The 12,092-nt window shown below is 69.9% G+C and carries 14 protein-coding genes and 1 pseudogene; 4 read left to right on the forward strand and 11 right to left on the reverse strand.

Going from position 1 to position 12,092, the window contains the following annotated elements:
- A partial coding sequence (locus tag AB0C69_RS04345) for a hypothetical protein (protein WP_360349609.1) occupies positions 1-435 on the reverse strand: 435 nt, incomplete at its 3' end.
- A gap of 260 nt (positions 436-695) precedes the next feature.
- Between AB0C69_RS04345 and AB0C69_RS04350 the strand changes: the two genes are divergently transcribed.
- Both AB0C69_RS04350 and AB0C69_RS04355 read left to right on the forward strand, forming a co-directional pair.
- The gene (locus tag AB0C69_RS04350) at positions 696-851 is read left to right on the forward strand and encodes a hypothetical protein (protein ID WP_360349612.1); all 156 of its coding nucleotides are present in this window, start codon (positions 696-698) and stop codon (positions 849-851) included.
- A gap of 51 nt (positions 852-902) precedes the next feature.
- Positions 903-1,964: pseudogene (locus AB0C69_RS04355) on the forward strand (N-6 DNA methylase); the annotation flags it as partial.
- A gap of 99 nt (positions 1,965-2,063) precedes the next feature.
- On the opposite strand, the gene AB0C69_RS04360 reads toward AB0C69_RS04355, so the two are convergent.
- The 5 genes from AB0C69_RS04360 to AB0C69_RS04380 form a co-directional block, all read right to left on the reverse strand.
- Positions 2,064-3,200: a methyltransferase domain-containing protein gene (locus AB0C69_RS04360; protein ID WP_360349615.1), complete on the reverse strand. Its 1,137-nt coding sequence runs from the start codon at positions 3,198-3,200 to the stop codon at positions 2,064-2,066.
- Positions 3,197-4,159 carry an MvdC/MvdD family ATP grasp protein gene (locus AB0C69_RS04365; RefSeq protein WP_360349618.1) on the reverse strand — a complete coding sequence of 321 codons (963 nt, stop codon included), beginning with the start codon at positions 4,157-4,159 and terminating at the stop codon, positions 3,197-3,199. Before AB0C69_RS04365 ends, AB0C69_RS04360 begins: the two co-directional genes overlap by 4 nt.
- Complete coding sequence (locus AB0C69_RS04370) at positions 4,159-4,305, reverse strand: hypothetical protein (protein WP_353832015.1); 147 nt, start codon at positions 4,303-4,305, stop codon at positions 4,159-4,161. Before AB0C69_RS04370 ends, AB0C69_RS04365 begins: the two co-directional genes overlap by 1 nt.
- Positions 4,306-4,565: 260 nt before the next feature.
- Positions 4,566-4,766 (reverse strand): DUF397 domain-containing protein, encoded by a 201-nt coding sequence (locus AB0C69_RS04375; protein WP_360349621.1) that lies wholly within the window; start codon positions 4,764-4,766, stop codon positions 4,566-4,568.
- The gene (locus AB0C69_RS04380; protein WP_360349624.1) at positions 4,766-5,575 is read right to left on the reverse strand and encodes a helix-turn-helix transcriptional regulator; all 810 of its coding nucleotides are present in this window, start codon (positions 5,573-5,575) and stop codon (positions 4,766-4,768) included. Before AB0C69_RS04380 ends, AB0C69_RS04375 begins: the two co-directional genes overlap by 1 nt.
- Before the next feature lie 116 nt (positions 5,576-5,691).
- On the opposite strand from AB0C69_RS04380, the gene AB0C69_RS04385 reads away from it, so the two are divergent.
- Positions 5,692-6,102, forward strand: a complete 411-nt coding sequence (locus tag AB0C69_RS04385) for an ATP-binding protein (RefSeq protein ID WP_360349627.1) — start codon at positions 5,692-5,694, stop codon at positions 6,100-6,102.
- Between the two features lie 196 nt (positions 6,103-6,298).
- Positions 6,299-6,625 carry a rhodanese-like domain-containing protein gene (locus tag AB0C69_RS04390; protein WP_360349629.1) on the forward strand — a complete coding sequence of 109 codons (327 nt, stop codon included), beginning with the start codon at positions 6,299-6,301 and terminating at the stop codon, positions 6,623-6,625.
- A 140-nt stretch (positions 6,626-6,765) separates the two neighbouring features.
- Here AB0C69_RS04390 and infA read toward each other — a convergent pair whose 3' ends face one another.
- The 5 genes from infA to AB0C69_RS04415 all read right to left on the reverse strand — a co-directional run bounded on the left by infA (position 6,766) and on the right by AB0C69_RS04415 (position 12,005).
- Positions 6,766-6,990, reverse strand: a complete 225-nt coding sequence (gene infA, locus AB0C69_RS04395) for a translation initiation factor IF-1 (protein ID WP_360349632.1) — start codon at positions 6,988-6,990, stop codon at positions 6,766-6,768.
- Positions 6,987-7,781 carry a GNAT family N-acetyltransferase gene (locus tag AB0C69_RS04400; protein ID WP_360349635.1) on the reverse strand — a complete coding sequence of 265 codons (795 nt, stop codon included), beginning with the start codon at positions 7,779-7,781 and terminating at the stop codon, positions 6,987-6,989. The genes infA and AB0C69_RS04400 overlap by 4 nt, the downstream gene beginning before the upstream one ends.
- A gap of 211 nt (positions 7,782-7,992) precedes the next feature.
- Positions 7,993-9,924: an ABC transporter permease gene (locus AB0C69_RS04405; protein WP_360349638.1), complete on the reverse strand. Its 1,932-nt coding sequence runs from the start codon at positions 9,922-9,924 to the stop codon at positions 7,993-7,995.
- A 3-nt stretch (positions 9,925-9,927) separates the two neighbouring features.
- Complete coding sequence (locus tag AB0C69_RS04410) at positions 9,928-10,713, reverse strand: ABC transporter ATP-binding protein (protein WP_360349641.1); 786 nt, start codon at positions 10,711-10,713, stop codon at positions 9,928-9,930.
- On the reverse strand, positions 10,710-12,005 hold the full coding sequence (locus AB0C69_RS04415) for an SGNH/GDSL hydrolase family protein (RefSeq protein WP_360349644.1): 1,296 nt from the start codon (positions 12,003-12,005) through the stop codon (positions 10,710-10,712). The genes AB0C69_RS04410 and AB0C69_RS04415 overlap by 4 nt, the downstream gene beginning before the upstream one ends.
- Positions 12,006-12,092 lie beyond the last annotated feature (87 nt).

Genomic DNA, 12,092 nt, shown 5'->3' on the forward strand with positions numbered 1-12,092 from the left:
ATCGTCTGGCGGCAGTGTTTCGTCGACCGGGCGGCGCATGTTGTGGAGACGGGCGTTTGTGGCGGTGTGTAGCAGGTCGTATAGGCGCCCTTCCAGCCATCCGACTTGGGCCGAGTGAAAGCCGTGCTCGGTGTCCCTTCGGACGAGCACGGCGCGAGACCAGTGGTCTTTCTGGCTGAGGTGGGCCGATAGGCGAGACCTGATGCCCGCGGGGGCCTTGCCCACGTACACGCCCCACGCACCGTCGGGAGCGGGGGGATCGAGGAGGATGTAGACGCCGGGTACGTCCCAGCCGGAACCGAGAGACCTGGCTCCCTCGCGTTCCACGATGGCCACACGTAGGGCGGGGTGCTCGATGTGGACCTCGATCGGCTTCCGAACCGATGCGGGGATGATCACTCTTGTCAACAGGCGGTCGGCTGCACCGATCTCCAAGATTCCCTCCAGACCTTTTACGAATCGTACGGCTAGGCGGGCATGTGCTGGTTCCCCTGGATGCTGGTCTACGCACTAGGGGGCCAGATCTCCTCGTCGGGTGAGCCCATCAGCGGCCTGCTGGCGAGTGGAGGTCAACCCCTTGGCCGGCTGGGGTGTCAGTAAGTCGGCAGGCGAGTTGGCAGACCCCTGGGAAGAATGGGGCGAAGCAGATATCCTGCAACGTTCCTCGCAATGCTCGGGGTGCGGGGTGATGAGAGATGGCCGACTCGTTCGGGGAGCTGGCACGGCGTTCGCGGAACTTCGGCTTCCTGCTGCGCCACGAGCCGCTGCTGGTGGTGGACGGTGCGGCGGCCGAGACCTATATCTACAGCGACCCCGACGCGGCCATGGGCAAGGTCCAGCCAGGGCGTTGACGTGAAGGGCGATGCTTACGAGGAACTACTTGCCAAGGGGCCGAGGACGCCAAGTCCGGGGCCGGACAGTACTTCACGCCCCGTGAGCTGATCGCTGCCATAGTCGACTGCGTCCAGCCGGGTCCGGCAGATGTGGTCTGCGACCCGGCCTGTGGAACGGGCGGCTTTTTGCTGGCGGCACACCACTATATGAGCGCCCAAAGCAGCGACCTCCCGCCTGAGCAGCGTGACAAGCTCGCTGCGGGCAGCATCCGCGGGGTCGAGCTGGTGGACGGTACGGCCCGGCTGGCAGCGATGAACATGCTGCTCCACGGCATCGGTAAGCCCAACGGCGAATCGCTGATCGAGGTTCGCGACGCGCTGGCTGAGAAGTCTCAGGTCTATCCGAGCGTGGTCTTGGCTAACCCGCCGTTCGGCCGCAAGTCGTCCATCACAGTCGTGGGTGGTAACGGGCGGGCAAGCCGAGAGGACATCGAGTACGCCCGCCAGGACTTCTGGGTCACCACCAAGAACAAGCAGCTCAACTTCGTCCAGCACATCGCGTCCATGCTGGGCATCCCCGGTCGTGCGGCCGTCGTCTTGCCCGACAACGTGCTGTTCGAAGGTGGGGCGGGGGAGACGATCCGGCGGCGGCTGCTCAAGCAGTTCGATGTGCATACGCTGCTGCGGCTGCCGACCGGGATTTTCTACGCTGGCGGCGTCAAAGCCAACGTGCTGTTCTTCGACAAGAAGCCGGCCCGGCCAGGCGTCGTGGACGTCCAAGCTGTGGGTGTACGACTTCCGTACTGGCCAGCACTTCACACTGAAGCAGAACCGGCTCACCCGCGAGCACTTGGACGACTTCGTCAAGTGCTACCGGCCGGCGAACCTCGTGAGAACCGCATCGAGTCCGAACGGTTCAAGGCGTTCACCTACGACGAGCTGATCGCCCGCGACAAGGTCAACCTCGACATCGCGCCGTGGTTGAAGGACCCGAGCCTGGAGGACGCCGACAGCCTGTTGCCGCCGGCCGTCATCGCCCGCGAGATCGTCGAGGACCTGACGGCCGCACTCGCCGAGTTCAACGCCATCGCCGAGGCGCTTGAGCAGCCCAAGGAGTCTCCCGCGGAGTGAGCTCCTGCCGCTGACGGTGCGGCGGGTCCCGGTCCCACGTGTGGGCCAGCGGCCGCCTGGGAGGAGCGGGACGCGAGGGGGTGTGCGCCTGCTGAGCGGCTACGGCTCTCCGGGGGCTGGCCAGCGCTCGCCTTCAGGTGTCTGAAACCACAGGCGGTACTGGTCGTGGCCGAGGGTGAGGCCGAACGCCTCGACGTCGGGGCGGTCGTGCGTGGACCACCAGGCGTGTGCGTCTTCGACGTGGCGCCAGATGTCGGACGGGCCGCCGTGCTCGACCTTGGCGGGGGTGCCGCCCGTGACGTTCGCCCATGAGCCGTCGGGAGTGGTGACCCGGGTTGCGCTGGCGCCGGGGAAGGCGTTGAGGCCGGGGAGGCGCTGCCAGATCAGCAGGGACAGCCCAGGAGTGCGGAGGGCCTCGCGGCCGACGTCGCTCGTGCGGGTGTGGGTGGTGCTGGTGTCGATGGGGACGCCTTCGGGGACGCCGGGTAGCGCGACGTCGCGGCGGGCGGACATGAAACCCCAGGTGCAGGAGATCAAAGGGCCGGTCGCGGTGCCGTCGTCGGCCACGGTGAGGCGTGCGAGTGCCCCGGCCCATGTCATGCCCCGCGGCCGGACGTCGGCCAGGATGATGCCGCCGGGGCGGGTCTGTTCGACCCACGCGTAGGGGACGCGTTCGGTGGCCACGGTGGCTATGAGCCGATCGTAGGGGGCTCGGGCAGGGCAGCCCCGGGAACCGTCTCCCGCCATGAGCGAGGGGTGGTATCCGGCATCGGCCAGCCGGTTCCGGGCAACGCTGATCAGGTCGGGATCGATGTCCACGCTGACGACCTGTGACGAGCCGAGCCGCTCGGACAGCAACGCGGCGTTGTAGCCGGTGCCGGTGCCGATCTCCAGAACGGTCATGCCGTCGGCCACGTCCAGGATCTGCAACATCCGGAGCATCAGACTCGGGCGTGTGCTGGAACTGGTGGACCACAGCATGCCGGGATGGTCGGGATGTTCCTTGCGTTGGGTGACGAGCGTGTCGTTGGAGTAGGCGAGTCGAAGCCAGCGCGGGTCGGTGGCGTCCACCAGTTCGGGCGGGTCGTCGTCGGAGTAGAAGGCGGGGACGAAGACGTGCCGGGGAACGCGGGCGACCGTCCGGTGCCACACAGGGTCGGTGATTTCGCCTTGGTCGCTGAGCAAGTCGGCCAGGGCTCGTGCGCGGGTTCGCCACGCGTCGGACGGGACGGTCATGCTGCTGCCCCTAGAAGGGTGTCGGCGATGGCGTCGGAGATGGGGGCACCGGTGCGTTCTTGCAGCCAGGCCCATTGGGCGCCGGGGCCGCATTCCAGGAACCACCATGCCCCGTCGTCGGTCACCGCAAAGTCGAACACACCCAACGCGAGGTCGAGCGCCAAGAGGTAGGAGTGACAGGCGTCGGCCACGGCGGAGGGGACGGCGGTGACGGCGTAGCCAAGAGTGTCATAGGCGGTGCGGAAGTCCTGGCGTCCATGCGGGTCGTCGGTGAAGATCGCGACAGCGTGCGTGTGACCGCCGGTGGTGGCGACCAGGCGGACGTCATGGCTTTTGCGGATGTTGGCCTGGAACAGGTGCAGGGTGGTGGACACCCGGGCGTCGATGGCGTCCGGGTCCACGCGTGTTGTGTAGATCAGCTTCACCCGGTCGGCCTCACTGACCAACTTGTGCATGGTGGCTTTGTAGACCACGCCCTCGCGCGTACGGGCGAACGTCTCGGCGTCGCTGGGGCTGTTGGTGAGCAGGCTCGTGGGGAGGGTGAAGCCGCAGCGGGCGGCGGTGGCCATCTGGAGCGGCCGGTACTCGGCGTCGGCTAACCGTGCCGGGTGCGATACCCAACGGGCGGGCAGCGACATGAACACCCCGCCGAAACCGAACCGGGCTTCCACGGTGGCAAATCGCCGTTCCGGCTCGCTCAAGGTGTCCGGGAATCGAAACGGTTGCGGTTGCCGGTAGTACACCGCCGTGACGTCTTCCAGTGGGATGACCCCGTCTGGGGTGGTCAGGCGTCCCTGCCATCCATCGCGGGCTAGGCGGAGACTCGCGCTGGACGCCGACGGAAACGACGCGGTGTCGAACCGCACTACGCGGGCGCCGCGTTGAGCGAGCGCATCACGGACGTAGGCGGCTTCTCCGTCGTCTTGCTCAGCGAGCAGGAGCACCAGCGAAGCCGGCATCAGTCGGTCACTGTCTGCGTGTAGTCGTCCTTCTTGGTCTTGCTGTCGTCGGTGTACTCGGTCGCGACCTTCTCTTGCCGGGTGCTGGTGGGCTTGCCGTGCTTGCCCATGGCCCGGACCGGGGCGGGATCGACGGCCTGGTCCATTCCCCACGGGCGAGCGTCGGTAGTCGGCTGCTGGGGGCTGACAGGCACAACGTGCCCCGGGAGGCCGAGTGGGAAGCGGTCACGCGCTTGGACGAACGGGTTTTCGCTCATGGTGGACGGTCCTTTACAGCTTGTTTTGTGCCATATCGGCCCGCTAACTGCATGGCCTCCGCTCGATGGGCAGGCCCTAGGCGGTCTCGCCTTCGGCCGGTCGATTTCACCGTAGGTCGAAGGCGAGGCCGTCCGCGTTGTCGGGAGGGTTAGAGGTCTAGGTCTCCGCGCTTTGCGCGGGTGATGAGCTGGGTGAAGCTTGTGGGGGTGAGGGTGAGGTGGCCGGCGTCGGGTGCCTTGCTGTCCCTGATGCCGCGTCCCTCTGCGAGAGCGGCCACCTCAACACATTCTTCGCCGCCAGCACCGCCTGTGCCGCTCCGCAGGGACTTGCGCCAAATCGGCTTGCTCATCACAGGGCCTCCATGACCTTGGCTATGAGATCTCGCGTGGAATCCCGCGACAGGGCATCAGCGCCAATTCGGTCATACCGTACCCGGTAGTCATGGACCTTGGCAGGGTCCGTCACCAGCCGACCGCCGCCGACCGCCGCCGACCAAGCCACCCCCCTCCGATCTACTTCGAGGAGGGTGAATGATCCATCAACTCCTGGGTGTGCTCCTACGCTGCGCGGCACGGCACGAACAACGACGTTGCGGCGTTGGCTCACCTCGATCAGGTAGGCGAGTTGCGCCCTCATGATCTCCGTGGAGCCGATGACGTCCCATAGGACCGACTCTTTGATCAGCACCCAGAGGTTCGGCGGATCCTGTCCTGAGAGGACTTCCTGCCGCGCCATCCGCTCCTCGACTGCGCCATCCACGTCCTCGATGTTCTGGCCGCCGACGATCAATGCGCGCATGTAGTCCGGAGTCTGCAGGAGACCATGAATCACCAGTGCCGAGTATGGGCTGATGGTTGAAGCTCGCCGCTCGTAGGCGGCGAACTGCTGGAACCAGTTCGGGTCGTGGCTGCTGTCGGCAAGTCCACGAAGTCGGGTGAAATGACCGCGAGTACGCCAAACCCGGTCAAGAGTTTCGGTGTGTCGATGGGGGATTTTCGCGCTGCCCGATTCCCAGTTTGAAACTGTGGAATTGTCAACGCCGCAGATCTTAGCTACGTCCACCTGGGAAAGGTTGCGTTCTTCGCGCCAAACTCGCAGGTCAACGGACAGCCAGTGCCACAGGTTGTGATCGGGATCCAGTCGGTCCACGCGCGCCATTCAAGATCCTTCGGTTAGGGATCACTGAACGAAACGCGACAAGCGTAACGGGCGGCGGAAAAGTGGGGGGCAGGGTTCACGGAGAAAGGCGGTCCGGGATGAATGGCATTCGGGACATGCGGGACAAGCTTCCGTCGAAGGCGTCGAATGAGTTCGGGCTTCGGTGGCGGGCTTATCCGGAGAGCGTGTATCTGACGCGGTCGCTGGTGTCGCAGGCGTGTGAGGCGTGGGGGTTGGCGCGGCTCGACTATGTCGGGCGGACGATCATGTCGGAGCTGGCGACGAACGCCGTGGTGCACGCCCTGGAGGGGCATGAGATCCAGGCGTGGGTCACGCTTTTGGACGGTTCCGTCGAGTTCCGGGTGTGGGACCCGTCCCACGCGCCGCCGGTCGTGCCGGACGCCGATGTCGAGGCCGAGGGCGGGCGGGGCCTGATGATGGTGCGGCTCCTGGCGACCGGCGGCTGCGGATACCGGCACGTCAACGGCGGTCGCGGCAAGGTCGTCTGGGCGCGGCTCGCCCTCTAGGACCCCCGCCCGTCCGGCGAGCGGCCGCGCCCGACCCCCCTGGGTGCGGCCGCGCTTCCCCCGCTTCGCCGGACGGGCGGGCTCAACGCCGGCAGGTGCGGGCTCGGTGCCTGAGTCATCCGTTGCAAACGGACTGTGGTCCGATTAGTATCCACCAATAACCGGACCACGGTCCTAATTCTTGGAGGGTACTGGCATGACCGCACTCATCACCCGCGACGAGCTCAAGGCAGCGATCGAAGCGGGCACCGTGACCGTCCTCGACACCCTGGGCGGCGAGTACTACGCCAAGCAGCACCTGCCCGGCGCCCTCGAACTGGTCATGGCCGACGTCAACGCCCAGGCGCCGACCCTGCTGCCCGACCGCGACGCCGCGATCGTCACCTACTGCTCCAACCCCGCGTGCGCCAACAGCGGACAGGTCGCCGATCGGCTCACCGCCCTCGGCTACACCGACGTCCGCAAGTACCGCGAGGGCATCCAGGACTGGGTGGAGGCCGGTCTCCCCACCGAGTCGGCTTGACGTGCCGGGGAGGGCAGAGTCCCCTGCCCTCCCCGGCATCGCACCGCCTCTGCGTGGATCGTGGCCCGGGTGGCGACTGCCTGGCCGTCCCGGAGTTGAGCCCCGGTCACGGGAAGCCTGTGACCGGGGCCCGAGTGTCACTAGTTGCGGTAGCGGAAGACGATCCGGCCGCGCGTCAGGTCGTACGGGGAGAGCTCCACCAGGACGCGGTCCTCCAGGTTGATCTTGATGTAGTTCTGGCGCATCTTGCCGCTGATGTGCGCGAGCACCCGGTGTCCGCCCTCGAACTCCACGGTGAACATGGCGGCGCGAAGGCACTCGACGACCCTGCCTTCGAGTTCGAGCCCGTGCTTGTTCCTCGTCATCGGACGAGCTCCAGGTTGCTGCTCACCGACCGGGCCCTGATGCCCTCGATCAGTGCCGAGGCCGCCCGGTTGGACTCCTGGACCTCGGCCCAGGCCGCGTCGAAGCCGGACTGGTGGAGCGTCCCCAGCGCGTGGGCCAGCAGGGCGCGCGCGATGCCCCGGCGCTGCTCGCCGGCCCGGACCGCGAGCAGCCCGATGCGCGGCCGTCTGACCGTCACCACCCGGATCAGACCCAGGTACCGGTCCGGCGCCGCGGCCACCGCGTACTTCGACGGGTCGACGACGGTGTCGTCCGCGGGGCGGGGAAGCACCTCCGCGGGCATCGACTGCCACCATCCGACGGTCGCCTCGACCTCGTCGCGGATCGCGCGGTCGACCGCCCGCAGCAGGTCCTCGTCCACCTGGCCGGCGGGGACGATCGTCACGCCCGGAGGCGGCAGGGCTCCTCCGAGCCCCGTCGTCCGCGGGTCGGTCGGGACGACGTACTCCCACTCGCGGCGCCGGATCCTGAAACCGGCCCGCCGCCATCGGGCCGTCAGCTCGGCGTCGGCCTCGTCGACCACCGTGTACAGCGGCGCCGGGAGTTCCGCCGGCATCGCCTCGGCGAGCCGGTCGAACGCGGCGTCGTGCCAGGCGTCGATGCTGACGAACAGGCGCCCGTCGGGCCGGTGTTCCGCGTACCCGCGGCCGACCACCAGGTCGTCTTCCAGTGCGTGCCAATGCCTGTCCGCGACGCGCGTGATCTCCACCGCGTTCCCGCTCAGGCCGGGTCTGTAGGGCTTCGTGTTCATCGGAGTCTCCTTCAGGAGTGCCTCGATCTCAGGCGCTCCTGGCGACACCGACTGTCAGCCGCCGGACCGTGACGAGCTGAAGGAGCACCCATGGGTGACAGGGTTCACGGGTACTCACCTCCTGGCGACGTCTGCACGGCCGAGCGCGACGGTATCAGCGCGGCGCCCTCCCGCTCCAACCCTTTTTCCACCTCTATGAGCGCCCCGGGTCCTATTCGCGGGCGGCGACCAGGGCCGTCAGGGACGGCCGGGTGGCGGCCATCGCGGTCAGGGCGGCGGCCGCGGCGGTGATGGCCAGGGAGGCCGCCGTCAGCAGGCCGAGCAGCGTCCACGGCACGGCGAGGATGCGCACGCCGTGCATCTTCGGGAAGAAGCCCGCCAGAGCTCCCGCCGCGACCAAGGCCCCCAGAGAAAGGCCGATGAAGGTGACGGCCGCGGACTCGATGACGGCCATCCGGACGACCTGGGCGCGGGTCAGGCCGGTGGCGCGGGCGACGGCGAACTCGGTGCGGCGCTCGGCGGCGGCGATCACGACGGCGTTGACGACCGCGATGGCGGCGTACAGGCCGGACATGCCCATCAGGACGGACATGATCCCCGTCGTGCCGCGCTGCTGCTCCGCGACCCTGGCGTCGGCCCATTGGCGGAGGGTCCGCACCTCACCGAGCCCGGCGGCGCGGATCCGGGTGGCGGCGGCCTGCGGCGAAGTGCCGGGGGCGACCTGGACCAGGGTCTCCGTGGGCGCGTCCGCGAGCATCTCGGCGGGAATGAGATCGCGCGGCACCAGGAAGTTGTCGCTGCCGTTCTCCAGGACTTCCGGTAGGCGCGCGACGATGCGCAGTTCGAGCTTGCGGGAGCCGACCCGTGCCGTGACGTCGCCGTTGCGGACGCCTTCGGCGGCCAGTTGGGGGCCGATCGCGATGGTGCGGCCGTGCAGGGCGTCGAGGGAGCCGGAGCGCAGGGTGAGGCGGTGGGTTCGCCGGTAGGCGGTGCCGTCCACGGCGATGATCCCCGAGTAGCGGGTCTGCCGGTAGGAGCGGCCTTCGACGCGATGACGGGACGTCACCGACATCTCGACCTGGCTCTGCGGGGACGCCAGGGCGACGCCGGGAACCTGCGGGATCCGGGCGGCGGCGGCCCCGTTCGAGGTGACCACCAGGTCGGCGGCGGCGATCCGTTCCAGGTCCGCGCCGGTGGCCCGGGCCAGCGAGTTCAGCGCGCCGGTCAGGCCGACCAGCAGGCCGACGAGGACGATGACGGGCGCGGCCGTCGAGGCGCTGCGCCGCACCGCGTCGCGCAGGTTCGCCTGCGCCAGCTCACCGAGCACGCCGGCGCGCAACACCGTCCCGAGCACCCGGCCGACCAGCGGGACGGCGAGCGGGCTCAGCGCGCTGAGCGCGATGGACCCGAAGATCGACACGGCCATCCCGATCAGCAGGGCGCCCAGCAGGTCGGCGCCGTGCCCGGCCGAGACCAGCGCAATCGTGAGAGCCAGCGAGGACACCCCCGACAGCCAGCGGCCGAAGGTCATCACCCGGGTCGCGCGCGGGGCGGCGCGCAGGGCGTCCAGAGGACGGACCCGGGCCGCCCGGTAGGAGGCCGACAGCACTCCGAAGACCGCGACGCCGATGCCGACGCTCGGCGACAGCAGCAGGATTCCGGGAGACCAGTGCGCCGAGAAGCCGCCGGGGAGCAGCCCGATCCCGATCAGCAGGCGGGCCTGGAGCCAGGTGCCCGGCACGCCCAGCAGGATCCCGAGGACGCTGCCCGCCAGCCCCAGCAGGAACGCCTCGCCGAGCAGCAGCCTGATCAACTGGGGACGGCTCCCGCCGAGCATGCGCAGCAGGGCCAGATCCTTGCGCCGCTGCTCCACGGCGAACGCGAACGTCGAGCCCACGATGAACACCGCCAGGAACATCGCCAGCGGGGTGGCCATGCCCAGCAGCGTGGCGGCCCCGACGTACCCCTCCCGGATCTGCTCGGCCGTCCGGCCGGAGGCGCCCGGCGGGATCTTCGGCTCGCCCGTGGAGAGCAGCACGAGCACCGACGACTGCACCAGCGCCACGCCCAGGGAGACGGTGAGCAGCGCCCCGGCGAACAGCGGCCAGCGGTCCCGGACGGTGCTCGCGGAGATGCGCAGCACGTGTCAGCCCTCCAACCGCGTGAGGCGCTCGGCCACCTGGGCGGCGGACGGGCGCATCAGACGGTCGGCGACCCGGCCGTCCGACAGGAACACGACCGCGTCGGCGCTCGCCGCCGCGACCGGGTCGTGGGTGACCATCACGACGGTCTGCCCGCCGGTGTCGACCATGCGGCGCAGCAGCCGCAGGACGGTGCGGGCCGAGCCGGTGTCCAGGGCCCCGGTGGGCTCGTCGGCGAACAGCACCGAAGGCCGCGTCACCATCGCGCGGGCGATCGCCACCCGCTGCTGCTGCCCGCCCGACAGCTCGCGCGGACGGTGCCGCGCGCGGTCGGCCAGGCCCACGTCCGCGAGGGCGGCCCGGACGTCGTGGCGCGACGGCCGGGCGCCGGCGAGCTTCAGCGGGAGCGCGACGTTCTGCTCGGCTGTGAGCGAGGCGATGAGGTTGAAGTTCTGGAAGACGAACCCCACGGCGCGGCGCCGCAGGCCGGTCAGGGTCGCGTCGGCGGCGTGGGTGACGTCCAGCCCGGCGAGCACGACGCGCCCGGACGTCACCTTGTCGAGGCCCGCGGCGCAGTGCAGCAGGGTCGACTTCCCCGAACCCGAGGGGCCCATCACGGCCGTCCAGGAACCGGCGGGGAAGGTCACGCTGACGTCGGTCAGCGCCTGCACCCGCGCTTCGCCCGTCCCGTAGTGCCTGCTCACCTGGTACAGCTGCACCGGCGCGACCGGAGCGGTGGCGGGCGCGGGCGCGGGGCCGGGGCCGGGGCCCGCCACAGCGGGACCCCTCATCGCAGTTCCCGCAGGTCGACGCCGCGCGCCAGGGCCTGGTAGCCCGCGTCGTTGGGGTGCAGCCCGTCCTGGTAGACGTACGAGAGGCGGGGACGGTCGGGGTCGGCGGGGTCGGCCATGATGCGGTCGGCGTCCAGGACGGCGTCGTAGGTGCCGCTGGTCCGGATCCAGAGGTTGATGGCGTCGCGGTTCTTCTCCACCTGCGGCGACCACACCGGGAACAGGGCGCCCTTCATCGGCAGGATGGTCGTCCCGACGACCTTGAGACCCCGGGCTCGGGCGGCGCGGACCAGTTGCCGCTGGGCATCGATGACCTGTGCGGCGGTCGCCGGTCCGCCCGGCCGCAGGCACGGGTCGCCGGGGGTCTCGCGGATGTCGTTGGCGCCCAGATGGACGATCACCGCCCGCACGCCGGGACGGTCCAGGACGTCGCGGGCGAACCGGGCGGTGGCCTTCTCCCCGGCGCATGCCGAGTCGTGGCGCAGCCGGTTGCCGCCGATGCCCGCGTTGACGACGCCGAGCGGGCTGCGGGCGGCGGCCAGCCGCTCGGCCAGCGCGTCCGGCAGGCGCGCGTCGGCGCCGGGGGCGGCTCCGACGCCGTCGATGAGCGAGTCCCCGAAGGCGACCACCGTCCCGCCGGTCCCGCCGGTGACGTCCACGCCCGCCAGGTAGTACAGCGCGTCCGTGGAACGGGTGTAGGCGCCGGCGCCCTCGTCGGACAGGTGGTCGCCGGAGGCGCGGTAGGCGGGCTGGGTGGTGAAGCGGTGGAACGTCGCGGGCCCCGTCGCGCCGGTGAACCGCAGCGTGACCGCCAGCTTCTCCAGCGGAACGGTGGCCAGCGGCACCGGATCGCTGACGATGTCGGCGCCCGGCGCCACGGTGGCGGACCGCGTCCCGCCGAACCTCAGCGCCGCCGTGGTGCCCGGCCACGCCTGGGCGCCGCCCGCCGAGCGGGCGACGGCCGCGGCGGCGACCCGCAGCGGACGGGTCCCGTAGAGGTTGGACAGCCGGATCCGCACCTGAGCACCGCCCGTGCTGAGCCGGACGACCTGGCGCAGCGAGTGGTCGCCGAAGCCTTCCACGGACCAGTTCGGGCCTTCGTCCTCGCCGCCGGCGATCGGGCGCTGCATCGCCGCGCCCCAGCTCTGCGACCAGCCCGCGGTCCTGAAGGACGCCGCCTGTGCGGCGGAAGGGGCGGGACGGGGCCAGGCGTATCCGAGCCCGGCGATCAGCGCGGCAGCGGTGACGCCGGCCAAGGGCGCGACGGCCCGTGCGGGGAGCTTTCGTCTCATGCTCCGATCCCACCGCCGGGGCACCGGCGGCCGCATCACGCTGGTCCCCCAACTTGGAGGTATGCCTAGCACTACCTCCGCGTTCGC

The organism is Actinomadura sp. NPDC048032 (assembly GCF_040653175.1).
Taxonomy (GTDB): domain Bacteria; phylum Actinomycetota; class Actinomycetes; order Streptosporangiales; family Streptosporangiaceae; genus Spirillospora; species Spirillospora verrucosospora.

Bases quoted from the DNA above. Each gene is read 5' to 3' on its own strand.
- AB0C69_RS04360 (WP_360349615.1), bottom strand. From the start codon at position 3,200: ATGACCGTCCCGTCCGACGCGTGGCGAACCCGCGCACGAGCCCTGGCC.
- AB0C69_RS04375 (WP_360349621.1), bottom strand. From the start codon at position 4,766: ATGAGCAAGCCGATTTGGCGCAAGTCCCTGCGGAGCGGCACAGGCGGT.
- AB0C69_RS04365 (WP_360349618.1), bottom strand. From the start codon at position 4,159: ATGCCGGCTTCGCTGGTGCTCCTGCTCGCTGAGCAAGACGACGGAGAA.
- AB0C69_RS04370 (WP_353832015.1), bottom strand. From the start codon at position 4,305: ATGGACCAGGCCGTCGATCCCGCCCCGGTCCGGGCCATGGGCAAGCAC.
- AB0C69_RS04410 (WP_360349641.1), bottom strand. From the start codon at position 10,713: ATGAGGGGTCCCGCTGTGGCGGGCCCCGGCCCCGGCCCCGCGCCCGCG.
- AB0C69_RS04390 (WP_360349629.1), top strand. From the start codon at position 6,299: ATGACCGCACTCATCACCCGCGACGAGCTCAAGGCAGCGATCGAAGCG.
- AB0C69_RS04400 (WP_360349635.1), bottom strand. From the start codon at position 7,781: ATGAACACGAAGCCCTACAGACCCGGCCTGAGCGGGAACGCGGTGGAG.
- infA (WP_360349632.1), bottom strand. From the start codon at position 6,990: ATGACGAGGAACAAGCACGGGCTCGAACTCGAAGGCAGGGTCGTCGAG.
- AB0C69_RS04415 (WP_360349644.1), bottom strand. From the start codon at position 12,005: ATGAGACGAAAGCTCCCCGCACGGGCCGTCGCGCCCTTGGCCGGCGTC.
- AB0C69_RS04380 (WP_360349624.1), bottom strand. From the start codon at position 5,575: ATGGCGCGCGTGGACCGACTGGATCCCGATCACAACCTGTGGCACTGG.
- AB0C69_RS04350 (WP_360349612.1), top strand. From the start codon at position 696: ATGGCCGACTCGTTCGGGGAGCTGGCACGGCGTTCGCGGAACTTCGGC.
- AB0C69_RS04385 (WP_360349627.1), top strand. From the start codon at position 5,692: ATGCGGGACAAGCTTCCGTCGAAGGCGTCGAATGAGTTCGGGCTTCGG.